The 16,271-nt window shown below is 37.8% G+C and carries 13 protein-coding genes and 1 pseudogene; 3 read left to right on the top strand and 11 right to left on the bottom strand.

Translation table 11 applies throughout. The features are described from left to right. Positions 1 to 85: 85 nt before the first annotated feature. The 3 genes from I6E11_RS00890 to I6E11_RS00880 are packed head-to-tail and all read right to left on the bottom strand — an operon-like array spanning position 86 to position 5,300. Complete coding sequence (locus I6E11_RS00890) at positions 86 to 3,517, bottom strand: HD domain-containing protein (protein ID WP_235335969.1); 3,432 nt, start codon at positions 3,515 to 3,517, stop codon at positions 86 to 88. 1 nt (position 3,518) lies between these two features. After that, positions 3,519 to 4,259 (bottom strand): hypothetical protein, encoded by a 741-nt coding sequence (locus I6E11_RS00885; RefSeq protein ID WP_204508603.1) that lies wholly within the window; start codon positions 4,257 to 4,259, stop codon positions 3,519 to 3,521. Positions 4,260 to 4,265: 6 nt separating this feature from the next. Further along, positions 4,266 to 5,300: a CHC2 zinc finger domain-containing protein gene (locus I6E11_RS00880; RefSeq protein ID WP_235335968.1), complete on the bottom strand. Its 1,035-nt coding sequence runs from the start codon at positions 5,298 to 5,300 to the stop codon at positions 4,266 to 4,268. Between the two features lie 232 nt (positions 5,301 to 5,532). Between I6E11_RS00880 and I6E11_RS00875 the strand changes: the two are divergent. Next, a pseudogene (locus I6E11_RS00875) lies at positions 5,533 to 5,652 on the top strand (IS982 family transposase); the annotation flags it as partial. A gap of 681 nt (positions 5,653 to 6,333) precedes the next feature. Here the strand turns inward: I6E11_RS00875 and I6E11_RS00870 are convergent. Both I6E11_RS00870 and I6E11_RS00865 read right to left on the bottom strand, forming a co-directional pair. Next, a complete protein-coding gene (locus I6E11_RS00870; RefSeq protein WP_394800084.1) occupies positions 6,334 to 6,570 on the bottom strand; it encodes a helix-turn-helix domain-containing protein in 237 nt (78 codons plus the stop codon). 138 nt (positions 6,571 to 6,708) lie between these two features. Beyond that, the gene (locus tag I6E11_RS00865) at positions 6,709 to 6,993 is read right to left on the bottom strand and encodes a tyrosine-type recombinase/integrase (protein ID WP_235335967.1); all 285 of its coding nucleotides are present in this window, start codon (positions 6,991 to 6,993) and stop codon (positions 6,709 to 6,711) included. A 219-nt stretch (positions 6,994 to 7,212) separates the two neighbouring features. On the opposite strand from I6E11_RS00865, the gene I6E11_RS00860 reads away from it, so the two are divergent. Then, positions 7,213 to 8,442: a site-specific integrase gene (locus I6E11_RS00860; protein WP_235335966.1), complete on the top strand. Its 1,230-nt coding sequence runs from the start codon at positions 7,213 to 7,215 to the stop codon at positions 8,440 to 8,442. A gap of 19 nt (positions 8,443 to 8,461) precedes the next feature. After that, complete coding sequence (locus I6E11_RS00855) at positions 8,462 to 9,643, top strand: site-specific integrase (RefSeq protein ID WP_235335965.1); 1,182 nt, start codon at positions 8,462 to 8,464, stop codon at positions 9,641 to 9,643. Positions 9,644 to 9,921: 278 nt separating this feature from the next. On the opposite strand, the gene I6E11_RS00850 is transcribed toward I6E11_RS00855, so the two are convergent. The 6 genes from I6E11_RS00850 to I6E11_RS00825 form a co-directional block, all read right to left on the bottom strand. After that, positions 9,922 to 10,623 carry a TatD family hydrolase gene (locus I6E11_RS00850; protein WP_118162930.1) on the bottom strand — a complete coding sequence of 234 codons (702 nt, stop codon included), beginning with the start codon at positions 10,621 to 10,623 and terminating at the stop codon, positions 9,922 to 9,924. Next, entirely contained in the window at positions 10,623 to 11,921 is a 1,299-nt protein-coding gene (gene qatC / locus I6E11_RS00845) for a Qat anti-phage system QueC-like protein QatC (RefSeq protein WP_221728456.1), read from the bottom strand. Before qatC ends, I6E11_RS00850 begins: the two co-directional genes overlap by 1 nt. Then, positions 11,918 to 12,778 carry a Qat anti-phage system associated protein QatB gene (locus I6E11_RS00840; protein WP_234250491.1) on the bottom strand — a complete coding sequence of 287 codons (861 nt, stop codon included), beginning with the start codon at positions 12,776 to 12,778 and terminating at the stop codon, positions 11,918 to 11,920. Before I6E11_RS00840 ends, qatC begins: the two co-directional genes overlap by 4 nt. Further along, positions 12,778 to 14,616, bottom strand: coding sequence for a KAP family P-loop NTPase fold protein (locus I6E11_RS00835; RefSeq protein ID WP_221728454.1), 1,839 nt, complete (start codon positions 14,614 to 14,616; stop codon positions 12,778 to 12,780). The genes I6E11_RS00840 and I6E11_RS00835 overlap by 1 nt, the downstream gene beginning before the upstream one ends. Positions 14,617 to 15,496: 880 nt before the next feature. Further along, entirely contained in the window at positions 15,497 to 15,805 is a 309-nt protein-coding gene (locus I6E11_RS00830) for a helix-turn-helix domain-containing protein (protein WP_235335964.1), read from the bottom strand. A 40-nt stretch (positions 15,806 to 15,845) separates the two neighbouring features. Then, the gene (locus I6E11_RS00825) at positions 15,846 to 16,157 is read right to left on the bottom strand and encodes a helix-turn-helix domain-containing protein (RefSeq protein ID WP_013618156.1); all 312 of its coding nucleotides are present in this window, start codon (positions 16,155 to 16,157) and stop codon (positions 15,846 to 15,848) included. Between the last annotated feature and the right edge of the window lie 114 nt (positions 16,158 to 16,271).

The raw sequence follows: 16,271 nt of genomic DNA, 5'->3' as shown, positions 1-16,271 counted from the left end.
GATATAAACCCCAATAGAAGTATACCCGTTTACATGAAGCCATTTGGTAGCGAAAATCCGAACAGCTCTACACATACTTCTAGCTTCATGACTTTTGTAGATAAGACCTGATATCATCATAGAATTCCGAATCAAAAGGCTGAAGGTTAGAATAAAAGAATCTGACTTTAATATCCGATTTGATAAGGTTCGAATTTACAGAGTTAAGATAATACTTCAGTTCAGCCAGTTCTGCAAACAACCATTCATGTTTTTTTTGTATCCAGATACATAAGAAAGGGCATTTCTTACCTGTTCCGTCAATTCGGACCAAGTCCGAATTACACCTTCTGTTGTCTTTAAATAATTCATATTGGATACACTCCTGCTGTGTGCCTTCTTTTTTTAGGGGATTGCTGCTGCTGTTACATAGTCCTTTAGTGGCACGGATATTCAAGCAAGGTTCTTTATTTACAGGCATCGCAGCCATAATTTCAGTATTCAAGAAGATGTCCACATAAATATTTTCCTCAATAGGGTGTTCGTCCAATGGAACACCTTTTATCGGATTAAACTCGACATCCAATTTATATCCGTCCGATATGAGATGCGAAATCCAGTGAAACCGGGAAAGAAGGCTCATTTGAGACCGGTTCTGCTTCAGAAGATAGTAGTCTATTCTATCATTTGCCAGATCCAACAAGTCAGCCATACGTATAAGAATCATCATATATTTAATACTGACCAACTCTTCCTTTGCCTCAGACTTCAGGCTATACACGTGTATGCTATCCCAACCATGACTTTCTGAAACTTTTGCAATCATATCGGCTTCAACTTCTGAAAGATGAGACAAGATTCCTTTCTGCCAGCTCCGGATGTATTTAGCACTGTCTTGCTGATGGGCGTTTCTGACCTTGTTCTCAAAAAAATTGAAAACCTTCTGGAAAGCTTCTACTTGCAATCTACCGATTTTTTTTCGTAATTGAAGTATTTCTGTTAGAGAAAAATGGTCTTCTTTAAAAGTCCTAGTGACATCATTCTCTATCTTTAACATTTCATCCATCCATTGGCTGATTAACACTTCTGAATCCGGATTTGATTCATTGAAAGACGCTATATTCGGATGAATCACCATACTGATGTCATGCAGATAACAGGCCTGGAATAACAAGAAATAATCCGTTGATTTTATGTTTAAAAAATCAATGTTGTTGACCATTCTCACCACATTCTTAATCAGATTAATGGCATGTTCATGGTTGTGAAGCGTATAAGCATTCAGGAACTTAGAACCATTGTGCCACAAACTTTTCACAAGCCGGTGCGTCTGGATGAGTCGGTCTATTTTCATCGGATCTTGTACTCGTTGCCTGAAAATAGTCAAAGCTTCTAAGATACCCAAGTCAATTTCCATCTTTTCATTCACGTCCTTATAATCTAATTGCTGTAGGAAGTGAAAGAAATCCTCACAATTGCATTTTCGGTTCCTTAGAATGGATAAAATACGTAATTCATAATATCTTACCGGTTTCAGATCCGTATGTAAGATAGTTAGGCTGTCTTCAACCCTGATCCTGCAAGCCAGCGAAAAGCAGCAATTAAGTATTTTCCGTTTGAATTCCGATGAATTGTTAAAAATAAAGTCCACCCAATCAGGTAATTCAATCCAACATTCTTTCTTTTTTTTCTCCTTATCCTTATTCTCCTCTGCTGGAAGAAATGTTTGTTTTCCCCAAAAACCTTTTTCGTTTACAGTATGATCCTGATAGATTGTATCCAAGAACACCTCAATATTCTGAAAAGGGAAAGTGCGTAAAAGTAATTGCTTCAAGGAAGCATAGCTATCTGTTTGTTGCAGAAAATGGGTTTGTTCCAATAATTCAGTAGTCTTATAGTAATACAGCGCTTTAAAATTGCGCTCATTCGGACAGTTATAGCTTGCCAATATCTTATCAAATGATTGGATATTATTACAGAACTCCTTTAAATCATCGAAAGTCATTGCCTTGGCAAACATTCCTATTTCAGCCTGGAAGATTTCCTCCTCAAATTTATTAACTTTGACGGCTTTGTCTTGATTTTCATTTGCCTCCATACCCAATGTCGTGATATGGAAATCATCATAGAAATCTGCTTTCATGGACTCATCAAACTGACCATTGATGATAAGTTTCAATTTCCGTTGCCGATAAATGAAATATTTCAAATATCTGGATAGCCATTTTATTCGGGTTTCGCCCCATTGCTTTTTATTAGGGTCCTTTTCTTGTTTCTTTTTTACCTCTAAAAGTTGGTTTTCTACTACCGTCTGGAGTGCATTGAGTTTCTTCAGGGATACATGTTCGTCCACTTCATCAATATTTCCATGTATCCAACCTCCCATCGAGACAGGTCGTTGCACCAGGAAGAGCCCTTCCATTCCGTTAAACGCCTCTTCAATGGTACAAATTGTACTTTTCTCGTCTTCATGAAATTTTATTTGGTAGTTAATTTTTTTCTGAAAATCCAGGTAAACTTGATTCAACTCCGGCTGTTCGTCACACTTGGCCGGTGATTCCTTGATAGTATTGTTTAGTCTAGTTATCAGTGCTCTAAAATTTCCTTGGTTAATCCCTTTAGCAAAAATAACCGAGTCATCCACATAAAAATAGGCATCTGATTGTTTCAACTCTTCGGTTGATGCCATTTTGTCCGCAATGTCAATCATACATAGATTCCCGAAGAAATAAGATTGAGGCAATCCCTGAGCAATTCCTCTGTTCATGAAAACCTTCTTAAAAGACGTCGTGTCCGTATTCGGATAATAAACATCCATCCACCCCCTCAGAGAATCTTCCTGAATCTTGAAATAGAGCAGTTTCACAATGGCCTTCTTCAAGGTTTTCAAGTCGTCCTTATCGGGATATTTAGGAACTAACAGATTCAGGATGAAATTATACATTCTGGCCGGGTCTATGGAAGGAAAGAAATCTGCCAAATCAAAGTTGATTACCGTATCATATTCCCGCGTCTTCAAATATTCCCGGCTCTTGTCTTGGATAATTTTAGAATATTGCCGATACTTTTCTGTCCAATTCATAAAAAGACTATCTACACTTTCACTCGGCATATTACCAAAAAAATTATGTGGAATCATCCTTGAAAGCTCCGACTTGTTCCGCACGCTTTTACTGTCATCAAACATCAGTGGGATCAGCAAGGCGGCCATGCAGATTTGATCAATCAGACTTGCAGTATGTAACGGTCTGTAAGTAACTAACTGTTTTCCGTTTTCATCTTTCAGTTTCTTTATCTTATAGTATACTGAAACGGTAAAGAAATCATCATTTTCTTCGTTCAGTATCTTCTCAAGTTTCTTCTGGCATTTCTCTATAACATCCATGATTGTGCCGTCAAAGTCAAATTTATCCTTCAGCTGATAATAGCACTTCAGATCCTCTACCGATAGAAGATTTCGTTCACAGATGTAGGAATCCAGTGCATAAATAGCCTTGTAAATGTTCCTTCGGTGCGTGATAGTATCAAATAGACTCATGTCAATTCTGTTTTAATGTTGCATTATATTTCTTTTCTAATGATTCAACGAGGTTGTTAAACCAATTAACAGCTTGGTATAAACCACTTTCTTTGCCTTTCCCGTCACCTTGACCAGATACCATAAGCTGAGTTTTTTGGTTATTTCTTTCACACAAGTACAGACCAAAATGATAGTGATAGTTTCCTGTTCGTTTTTTAAAAATGGTATTGAAACTATCTAGATTGAGAGAGGCACTGATGATGGTATCTTTACATAAGAATAAGCGTAAAATACCATCAAATTCTAGTTCTACACATTGTTCCGTTATAAAGCCCTGTAGAGCGGTTACGTCTCTCACTACCTGATCCAGAAAGCTACACCAACCATTCAGAATCTGATCAAAAAAATCTATCTGCTGCTCAAAAAATCCAAAGTTATAATGGAAATTCTTATTGGCCGTAATGAAAAAGTGCAATCCTGTCATGTAGTCGAAGTTCGCATTTTTCCTCATCGAAATCTGTTCTTCCAGCATTGGATCAAAAAGCATCAGTGAAAACAATTCTTTCTGAACTAGATATCGGGATTCATATTTGGTATATCCCTTTTCGTCTTGTGGGTTTCCATTGGCTTGGGGCTCACCCTCAGCTGGAGCCTGTTCTAGCTCGATAAAGCTGATTTCAATGAGCTGGCTCAGCATCTCTCTGGAAAACTCTTTGAGTGAAGGCTGAATGACGTTTCTTTCTAATTTATCTTTTTCCATCGCCTTTTATTTTTTTAAGTATAGATAATATGCAGAATAATCCTTGAACAGCGCAGGAATCGTTGCGCATTTCAGACGGCATCCGTATCTAAGCAGGCTACGGTGCAAGTGATAGAAAGCACTTACTCCAGCTTTATCATTATCATGGACCATCACCAAATCAAATCCAGATAATTTATCTAGTTCCGTTTCCGGGATAGTCGTTGCACTTTGAATGGCAACAGCAGGATATCCGGCCGATAGCATAGCCAGACAGTCAGTAATTCCCTCCATTATATATAATTTGTTTCCTTCTTGCAACTTAGCTAGTAAAACCATATTGTAAAGCTGTTTACGTGAATTGCACAGCATCTTGAATCGAGGTATATTTTCGTTTGTGCCCAAGTAGCGAGATTGTAAAGCCACCAGTTTGCCTGTTCTGTCAAAATACGGTATCAGTAACGAAGGAATATTGATGGTTAATTGTATCTTGTTGTTATCTCTTTTTAACACTTTACATTTAATTAAACGCTCTTCACCAAAGGTATTCATTAGAATCTCTTTCATTTCTGTCGGATCTTCTACCGATTTGATTTTCATCTTTTCCACCACTTGGGCCGACAGTTTCCTTTCCGTAAAAAGAAACTCCTTTCCTTTGGCTTCCAAATCAGCTAGGTTTATGATGGCTGAAGCCACGTCACCATCAAAATCAGGCCTACTTTCTTCCCTGTCGATAACAAGAGTTCTTCTGTGTCTGAGTTTAGGTCTCTTTTTTGTATTTTTCAGGTTAGTTGAAGGCATGTAAATATGGTATTGTTCGCAAAGCCACGTACATGCTTCTACAAACGAAAGATTACATTTTTCTTCCACTAGAGAGATAGCATCTCCACCTTTATCGCAAGCAAAACATTTCCATAAATTGTTCTTAAAGGCAAGGCTAGGCCTTTTGTCCTGATGCATAAAGCAATGAGCCTGATGCATATTGACTTCCAATCCTAGTCTTCTAGCCACATCCTCACAATTCAGTTCGTGCAGTTTTTTTATTGTTTCAGGAGAAATCATAGAAAACTTTTGATTTTAAAATTATCTATATATATCATTTTTTTCTTTAAATTGAGACATCCTTTCAGCGTGGACCTTTTTAGTTAATCACACATAACTCTTTATTTGATAATTTCTATATTTAACGTAAGTTCGATATAAACGAATAAATATTTCATTGAAAATTAGGAATATAACAACAAAAAGTGTTCAATCTATAGTACTCAATTATAACATTTAAACGATTACTGTTATGTTCTCAAAATTTAAAATTACAGAATTTTTTTGTATGGCCGATAATTTTTGCAAGGAATTTGTATTGCAGCAGGGAAAATATATGATTGAAGACAAGAGGGCTAGGCATCGTACCAAGAATACAGAGACTTATGGAGAAAATGAAAATGGCCATTAGGGTGGTCACAATCCCCATATCATATAAGCGAAGTCGCATTCTCCATTCTACGAGAAACCTGTTATATAGCATGCTAAACAATTCATAATTTATGGATTGTGCAATAGATTCAGGTTGTGTACCCTATTGTGAAGCATGAACTGTTTTAGATTGGGCCTCTATTTCAGATTTTGGTTCTGTGCTATTGTTCATGATTTATTGACATTTGTAGGTAGCTTATATTTTAACATTATCTATCCCTTCCGGTTATTCAGGTACTATTACACCATCTTCTTGAAGCTGCAGGGAAGTGTTTTATAAAGTGTGTCCGAGGTAAATTTACCCTAGGAGTGATGTACAAATTTAATTTTTTATCTTGTATCAAAATCGTTGATTTTGTGATGATGCCGGACGAAAAAATGGGCTTTGTTGAGGAGTGGTGCGTTAGCAATATAAAGGTATCTGGGAGTCGTTATGCGAGTGTGTTTTTTACTACTTAGCAGACATTCTTTTGGGAGCAGTATCCAATCGCAAAATTACAACTAGACTATATAAAGTAAGAATTAACTGAAGTACATCTTGAGTACATATTATAACAACATGAGGGTGCATCAAAATGTACATTTTGAAGTGCACCCTCTTTCCCATAAATAGAACCGGATGTCAGAACGCTTCTTTTCGGTTCTTTTCCAGCAGTCGTACGATATCGCTTTCCCGGTATAGGATTTTTCCTCCTATCTGGTAATAAGGCAATATGCCGTTGCTTCTGTAGTCCAGCAGCGTACGCTTGCTTAGCTTGAGCTTTCCGGCTAGTTCCGTATCTGTCAGATAGTTTTCCCCGTCCAATAAGTGCTGGTTGTCCATTGGCAAATGGTCGATGAGATCCGATACCCTTTTCATTTCATCGAAGAAATGAAGCACTTCCTTGTCTGATCTGGTGATGATTGTTCCCATAATCTGTCCTTTTTGGTTTGAAACAAAGATATCCGCATTCCCATGCCACTGCAAACCGCCGGAGCCTGTTGTCATCAGATTTCATTAAATGTCATCAGATTTCATCGGACCGGATTCCGGCTTCCAGTCCTTCAGCTTGTTCTTTAATACCTTCATGTCCTCCGTGACTTTTCTGTATGTGATTTTGGCATAGGCTTGTGTAACCCTCAAATTGGTATGTCCGAGCATTTTGGAAAGTGTTTCTATTGGAAGTCCGTTTTCCAGACAGACGGTCACGGCGAACGTGTGCCGGGCCACATGGAACAGAATATAGGAAGCAAGCAGATGAAGGGATGAGAAAGGAAAACGTAATTGGTTGAATATGAGCAAAAGTTCTGTTTTTTGCTGAGATAATGGAAAGCAAAAATGGACAGGATATTGCAGGTGTTCAGTTACCAGAATGTTAGCTGCCCAGTTACCTGAGCCGAATAGGTAACAGACTGAACAATGAAGAAGCTGTCACAGAGGCTGTTATTCACTATATGTCAGCATTTTGCATATCAAAGGACGCTTATAAAATAGGTAATTTTGCCATTAAAAAATAAGCGTATGAAAGTAGAAAAATTTAAGGTGTTGCTCTACCTGAAAAAGAGCGGTCTTGATAAATTCGGAAAGGCTCCGATAATGGGGCGAATAACGGTGAACAACACGATGGCACAATTCAGTTGTAAGCTGTCATGTACTCCGGAGTTATGGAATCCAAGAGAAAGCCGACTGAATGGAAAGAGTAAAGAAGCCGTTGATATTAATGCAAAAATTGACCGGCTCCTGCTTTCTGTCAATTCTGCATTTGATTCACTTGTAGAACGTAAGATTGATTTTGACGCGACTGCCGTAAAAGAGCTTTTCCAGGGAAGTGTGGAAACCCAGATGACTCTGTTGAAACGGCTTGATATGCATATCGAGGATATGCGCTCAAGAATCGGTATAGATGTGGCAAAAAGCTCCATGTCAACATACATTTACACCCGTAGGTATCTTGGTGAATATATTCAAAAACGATTCAAGACAAGTGATGTCGCTTTTGGTCAGTTGAATGAACACATTCCTTGGGAGTTTCAGGATTATATTCTGAAGGACAAAGGACTTGCGGTAGATACGGCAAGACATTATCTGGCCATCCTGAAGAAAATCTGCCGGATGGCATTTAAGGAAGGATATGCGGAAAAGCGTTATTTTGTGAATTTCAAACTGCCCCAAGAGCACCGTAAACCACCACGGGCTTTGAGTCGTGAGGATTTTGAGAAGATCCGTGATGTTGTAATACCACCGGAAAGAGTCACTCATAACATAGCCAGAGATTTATTCCTTTTCGCCTGTTATACAGGAGTCCCATATGCAGATGCGGTTTCAATTACCCGAGAGAATATATACAAGGATGATAAGGGCAATTTGTGGTTAAAGTATTTGAGAAAGAAAAATGATTATCAGGCACGCGTCAAATTGCTGCCGGAGGCTATCGCTCTAATAGAAAAATATCGTTCGGATGAAAGGGATGAGCTTTTCCCGATGATACACCATCCTAATATGCGACGGCACATGAAAGGTTTACGGGATCTGGCAGGCATAAGTTGTGACCTGGTCTATCACATGGGAAGACATACCTTCGGAAGTCTGATAACCCTTGAGGCTGGTGTCCCAATTGAAACAATCAGCAAAATGCTGGGGCATACCAATCTGACAACAACTCAGCTTTATGCAAGGGTAACTCCTAAAAAACTTTTTGAGGATATGGACAAATTCATCGAAGCAACGAGTGATATGAAACTGGTATTATAAAATCAAAAAAGAAAGAATCATGAGAAGTACATATAAGCAACTGTATTATATAAACCGCGGTAAAGTCAAATCTGACGGGACCACATCAATCATGTGTCGTATTACAATAGACGGGAAGGCTGTTGCATTATCGACCGGGTTATATTGCCAGCCGGAAGAGTGGAACAGCAAGAAAGGAGAAGTCAAAAACAACAGACTGAATGGAATGCTTTGTGAATATAAGAAACGCGTAGATGAAACTTATGCTGAACTGTTGAAAGTGAACGGCGTCATTAGTGCGGAACTGCTGAAAACAGCCATGACAGGAACTGCCGACATCCCGAAGTATATATTACAAGCAGGGGAAGTGGAACGGGAAAATTTGAAAATCCGTTCCATTCAAATAGATTCAACTTCCAGTTACCGACAATCAAAAATGTATCATTACTATCTGGGTGAATACATCCGTTCTCTGGGTAAGGAGGACATGCTTTTTACAGATATAACCGAAGAGTTTGGCATCAATTATATTTTATATCTGAAAACAAATTATCCTCATAAGCCATCATACCGGAATCATTGTCTTTGTTGGCTGAAACGTTTGGTCTATTTAGCCGTAGATAACGGAATCTTGAGGTATAATCCTTTGGATGATATAAAATATGAAAAGAAGGCACCTGCAAAGCTCATGTACATAAGCAAGAAACAACTTCAGGAGATAATGAGCAGTCCTAAACTTGATCCATTACAAGAACTGGCAAGAAGAACCTTTATATTTTCATGTTTTTGCGGTTTGGCTTATGTTGATGTACGCAATCTCTATCCTCATCATATAGGTACAACTGCGGAAGGACGGAAATATATCAGAACATTCCGCAAGAAAACAAGCGTTGAGTCATTTATACCATTGCATCCGGTCGCGGAGCAGATAATTTCCTTGTATAATACGACAGATGACAGCAAGACCATCTTCCCGTTACCAATACGTGATATGATCTGGTTTGAAATACATGAGTTGGGCTTTTCCCATCAGTTCAAACATAACCTGTCATATCATCAAAGTCGTCACACTTTTGGCACCCTAATGGTCTCTGCAGGGGTTCCTATGGAAAGCATATCCAAAATGATGGGACATACAAATATCAGAACGACACAAGGATACGCAAAAGTTACAGATGACAAGATTTCGGAGGATATGGATAGGTTGATAAAAAAACATTAGGTTATAAAACGGGGCTGAACTAAACAAAATTCAGCTCCGTTTTATATGCATTTTATGTGATCATAATCGCTATATTGTTTCAAAACACTTTATCCTAAAGGAATGTTAACATTTAGAGTCAATCATAATCTCTTAGTGTAAAAGTGATAGGAAAGTCTGTACTTTTAATATTAAATTATATTAATAAAAAACTAATGATAACATTGTATTCAATCGAACGCTATTGTCTTACTAGGTGATAATAAATTAATTGAGGAAAAGCCCACAAAACAAAACTTTTAACCCTCTAATACTGTTCTAAAATTATTCCACATATTAACATCCTCTCTTTCTTCTATAATCAATTGTCTCAACTTTATCAATGTTTCGCTATGAGAATGTTGGAAAGAGAGAAATGGACTATCAGTTTCAAATAATAATCGTTCTTTTGGTATTAATGAAAACATAGATTGGAATTTTTTCGTATTCATCATTGATTTATTAATGGAGAAATAAAATCCATTCTCCACAGCACTTAATAACTCTTCCTTGCTTCCTGTAAACCAATGAAGTATAGGTTTAAACCTGAATCTATCTCCAATTATATTTAGAACTTGTCTAACAGCCCGCCGTGAATGGATGGTTATTATTTTGTCTTTATCATAACGACATCGCTCTATTAATTCGCTAAAAAATGCTAATTGTTCGTTTTTGTATGTCCTATCAACAAAATCTAACCCTACTTCTCCAATATAACGTGCTACTGGCAAAAGTTCCCACATTAATGGGATTTGGCTTTTATAATGATGAATCAATTCTGGGTGAAAACCAAGTGCAAATCTAATGTACTTGCTTGCTATCTCACCAGATTCCTTTCTGTATAAGTCTGGCAAGTTAGTGACTGCTATTGTATAAATTTGATGTTCTTCTATTTCATAAATAGCACCAATCCGGTCTTTCTGTAAATCCAGATGGAAATGAGTGTCGTAGAGGTGTTCCATTAAAGTGAATTAATTAGATTTTCCAATTCCTTGATACCTCGCTCGTAAAGACTAACATAATCATTTATATGGTCTGTAATTGGTCCCGACATTTGTATAGCTGCATAACTATCTTTTGGTGTTGCTAACCCCAATTTATAAGACTGTAATGATTCAAATCCTATTTCAGTTTCATAATGATGCCGGTAAACGGTGGCATCATTCAGTCCTGCGGCTTTTATTGCAGCTTTTCTTATAGTACAAGGTAAACACTCCCCACAATGTCCCACTGTTTCTCCAGTCCAGCGACCTTGATCTGGATGCGAACAAGATAATGTATCCTGATAATGGGCATTAAGAAAATCAAGATCTTTACAGGTTCTCATCATCTCACCTTTTGTCTGCATTTGAAATGGATTGACTAATGATATGTTTATATCTAATTTTGATAACAGACTTTGTAGCATTCCCATAAAATATGGATGTGTTGTACGGGTACTAAGGCTACCTAATCGCATAATGCTCAGAGGTATGTTTAATGAAATTACACCGTTCTCTGGCACATACAAATCTACATGATGACCAATACCTGAAGCAATAGCTATGGCATGAGCAAAGAACATAAGCGATCGAGAACGTGTCGTGTCCTCAACACCACTCTGAGAAGCTGCATAAAACCTGAAGAATCGTTTGGAATCAATAGAATATTGGGTTTTCAAAGAGTTGATAACTTTGTCTTGATATATTTTTACTCCCTTACCTCCACCATAATGACTAACGAATATAGGCTTTTCCCCGTCTTTGAGCAGATTGATAGCACCTATGAATGAATCTAACCCACCAGAAAGCATGCAAAATATATCAGAATCAATCTTTCTAACTGAGCGACGATAACGCCATCTTCCCTTTATATACTTGTTCTCATCATCTGTTGTGGTCACTCTTTCTCTAAAATGTATAGCCCAGTGGTCACCTGTCAGGAAGTTTAATGCATTTATTAAGATAGATTTGCAATGTTCCCATTTTTCATAAGCTTTTACGGGAATGTACAGTTCAAGGTCTCGAGTCCATGCATCTTCCTGTTTTTTACGACTTACACTTCTATCTACACAGAAAACCATAAGAGAAATATAAAACAAATCCATAGCTTCATCAGTAAAACGCTGGGGGGTAACGTACATATGTTTCTTTCCGTAACCAGTCTTGGGATTCCAAAATGTATACTGGAATGCTTCTGGATCATTAATGTTTACTTTTCTAGAACCATCAACTTGAAAACTATCATGTTCTGATAGTGTAAAAACAAAACTCTCTTTCATCGTAGTTCCTCCATTTGTTGATAAGAAATATCACATAGCGTTTCCAATGCCCTATTAAAGTCCTCAGGGTTCAAACCACTCTTGATTATATTAGGAACAACACTGTCAACAATCCCATCTATATATTTTTTTATAGATTTTTCTAATTCACGTAAGTCTGATACATGTTCACAACTCTTGAGAGCTGTTTGTTCTGATTGTAGTAACAACTTATCAAAAATATAATGTTTTATCAATCCACCTACTAGCCGTTGCAGTAATTCTTCATTGAAGCTTTCAAGTTGATTGAGATCAATGCTTTGGTCCGCTGCTACATCTGCAAAAGTTTCACGTAAAGCTTTATTTGTCAGAGAATCCTCAAGGTCATTGGGTACAGGTGCAATAAGTCCACATATATCATTAAAGATATCTTTCGTAGCCCTTCCATCAAAACGTATCCCTGCATCTACAAATCGTTGATGAATGGATTCTGGCGTTCCAGCAAAGTAACTGTAGAGAATACCGGCCGTTCTGCGAACCTTTGCAGCTTGTCGTGTGGCATTAGTATGTCCACCAAGTGCTTTGGTGTAATTTCTTATAGCACTTTTAGCATTGCCACTGCTTCTATTATTCATGGCTTTCCTCATCGAGCTACGTACTGTACCCCATTTGACAGAAGGTTGATTAGATTGGTCTTCCTTTTGCTCATTTGATTCTTCATTTTCAGTATCATCCTGTTGCGATTCAGCCTCTCCTGCTTCATCTTTTGTTGGTATTGTTTCATCTGGTGCATCCAACTCTGGATTTACATCTGGATTGTAATCTGAAGGTAATAAAGATGTAATTTTTGGACCTTTATATAAACTTGATGTTCCCATTATTTTTTATTTGAAGATACAATTGAATTTAGTCTTGCCTGTCTCTCGATGGTACTCTTCAACTCTGGATTTGTCGAAAGATAATCGTTAAACATAGTTGCCTTATCAGGTGATAGGTTGGAAATAAATGATGCTAACTGCCCACAAGCAACCGCATTGTACTTGCTTACAGGTTGCTCCATAAGTTTCTTCAATGCATCTTCTGTCATTCCAGCCTTTATACAGAATTCAGTATAAGATCTTAAAACCTCTACATTTATAGTTGATGTATTCTCTATCACAGCAAATACCTCTGATGCAATGATTGCTTTCTCTCCGGGTACAAGTTTGTCAACCAATTTTAAGGCAGCATTTCTATTCATTTCAGTCCCGTCAACAAGTTGTTCATAACATTTACGGGCAGTTGGGCTCAACATGTCTAGGCTTGATTGTCCATAGCGATTTTTAACATCTGCAAAGTAAACGTATTTGTCCAACTTTTCTTCATCAAGTCTAGTACCGTTTTGCATCCACTTTTTTACCCAATCCTTTTCTTTCCACACAGCAAAAGGATTGTCATCATTCAATTCTTCTCCTTTTTCAAATGCCTTAAAAAGTTCTCTATTTTCAGGTTTTGTGACAGCTTTGAAAAACTCCGGATTGAAGTATTCTGCTAACATAAGCTTGGCCAATATATTTTTATCAAGAGCTACATTTCTCGCTTTGGCAAGTTTAAGTCGCATATACAATGTATTCAAGAAACGTTTACACTGACGTGGGTTTCCATTAATGCTTGGAGCCAATACAGAGGAGATCTGTCGCGCAAGTGCCATATCTTTTTTGCAACTCTCTGCGATATCTGGCGCTTTATCACTGATCTGTTCCATCGAAAAGTCTTGATTTGGAGCCAGAGTATATATAATACTCAGTATTTCTTTAAACTGATTTTCAGTCAAGGTCTCTCTCAATAATAAACAAGCAAGATACTGATTTACTTCAGCTCGCGTCAATTGGGGTATATATAAAGGATATTGAATTACCTTTTCTAGATACTCTTTCCCGATATCCAAATTATTGCCTGGTACCTCCTTGTACTTACTCTTTATTGAATACTGTATAAGGCGTTCATCTGCTCCTATAACAAAAGACATACCTTCTACAAAAAGGAATAATCGCATGGCCTCAAACACTTCGAGAACCGTATCGGGCAGACAGCGGTCAAGTTCGTCAATAAATACAACGACATTTTCTACATTACTTTTTTGCAGAAGTTGTTTAAATTCCTCGCGGAAATTCTTAATTTCCGTTCGTGTTTTATCGTCCTTCTTAAACTTGTTAAGAATTTCTTCTAAATCTTTAGCCTGTACTTCGCTAACATTAGTCTTAATAGTAGATAGTACACTACTGAGAGTCAAATCAGTCAATGCACCAATGCCACCAGTCAAGAAGAAATCCAATCCATATTTAATACCTTTTCCTAAAATCTTATTAAAATCTATTTTCTTTATTAGTGTTTTTGCATAATCTGTTATCTCTTTGCTGAAGCGTTTTTCGTCAGCTAATGCATCTAATATAACACCGCAAAGAGATGTCTTAGTATCTTCATATCCTTCGAAAAGCCATCCGTTAAATTCTATACAGAGGGTTTTAATCGAATCTTTTTCGTCCCCTATTTCTGTATTCTTTTCCTCTATCTTTTTTTGAGCTAACTTCATCAGACTAGACTTGCCACTTCCCCAGTCGCCATACAGACCTATTGTTGAAGGTGATAGATCCCTATTGGTTGCTATATCAACAACCATATCTACCATATATCCAAAATTAAGGTAGTCAATCTCTGCTTCTTTATCTGGCCACATAGATATCTTTCTTATATAGTTTTTTAACAATAATTTTACTTCGGGGCCTGTATAAAGAGGAAAAACTGCGGTAACCTGTTACAGAATTGACATCATACTCAGGTTTATAGATTTATAATTATCTGTCATAGATCCAATTTGTACCTGTAATATGTTCTTGTATGTCAATGTCAAACAATCTTGCAATCTTATCAAATGTATATAACACATTAGTGTACCACTTACTCATAATAGCAGTTTTCTTACCTAATTCATCCGTAAGCCACTTAATTGTTCGTTTTTTCCTAACAAGCATAATTTGACTTTGATGCGATTTAACTCTCTAAATTGCAAAACCCTTTAATCTTAACACAAAGATACCAAAAACAATCAACAATAAATAAGATTCAATTAAAAAACAACCATTTATGCATTTGTTTTTCGATTATTAAATCAAAATGAGAAATCTTATAAAAATAAGACACATAATCTTATGCATAATCCATATATTCGTAAAATATTTAGCCGCCCATTTCCTCGCCGTCCATAGAAGTTAGTACAGACTCTATTGAAAGCGAAAAGGTCAGGCGGCTTTGCCGTTTCGGGCAGAATCTTCCTCTTTCAGAGCGTATTCAGCCCGAAAACCTTTTCCCTTTCACGTCTGTACAATGAATGCCGACGGCAGCGGAAACAAGCGACTGACGGAAAAGTCAGAAGAAAAAGAAAAAAGATAAAACAGCATATGGATTGGTTCAAATAGGGTCTAATACTATATGCTGTTTTTCTATCATTTGGAAAGGCTATTTTTTAGGAACACAAATAAAATGGGCAGACGGCAAACTGCGCTCCCTCCAGAAAAATCAAAATCCTTGTGTGTTCTTTGTGGGGGATGCTTGCGATGTTAGCTCCTTTTGTATCTGTATGCCTCCTTGTAGCCTTTCATCAGTGTCTTTTCTATGTCGGAAGCCCGGTAGAGAATCTTGCCGCCTACCTGTGTATAAGGCAAAATGCCGTTGTTGCGGTAGTCCTGCAAGGTTCTCCGGCTCACTTTCAGCAGATATGCCACTTCCTTGTCCGTCAGCAGTTCATCTCCATAGGCAGACGGTTGCCGTTTCTCCAACACCCTTTCGATCAGGGCCAGCAGCCTGTCGAAATTCGAGTGGAACGTCTTTACCCACTCGTGGTCCTTTTCTCTGATTTCATTACTCATACGCGTTTGATATTGGTTATACATTATTCTTGAAACTCGTTCAAATGGTCTTGCCTTTCCAGCGGGCTTCCTTGCGTTTGTCCTCCACGTTACCGACTACTCGCTCCACATCGTCAGGACGGTAGTAAGTCCGGTTCCCGATTTTGGTAAAGGCAAGCGTCCCGTTATCCCTCAGGGTCTGCAAGGTCCTCGGACTGATACGCAACCTGCGGCAGACCTCGTGGTTGTCCATCCATTCACTTGTTTCCTTCCCGCCGTGTTCACGACACAGACTTTCCACCCGCTGCACGAAGCGATCCAGCTTGGCAGCTATTTCCTCGAAAGTCCTTTTTTCAAAGCTGATGATTTCCATTGTCTTCTTTATTTTCAGTTAAACATATATTCAAATCTTCGGAACAGAACAGGTCTTTTACAGCCGATATTCCATCATATATCAGCGTCCTATTCTAGGCAGGAAACGTGACCG

Source organism: Bacteroides caecigallinarum, assembly GCF_021531075.1.
Lineage (GTDB): Bacteria > Bacteroidota > Bacteroidia > Bacteroidales > Bacteroidaceae > Phocaeicola > Phocaeicola caecigallinarum_B.
Note: the sequence above shows the minus strand (reverse complement) of the source record. Positions and strands in the feature narration are given on the sequence as shown.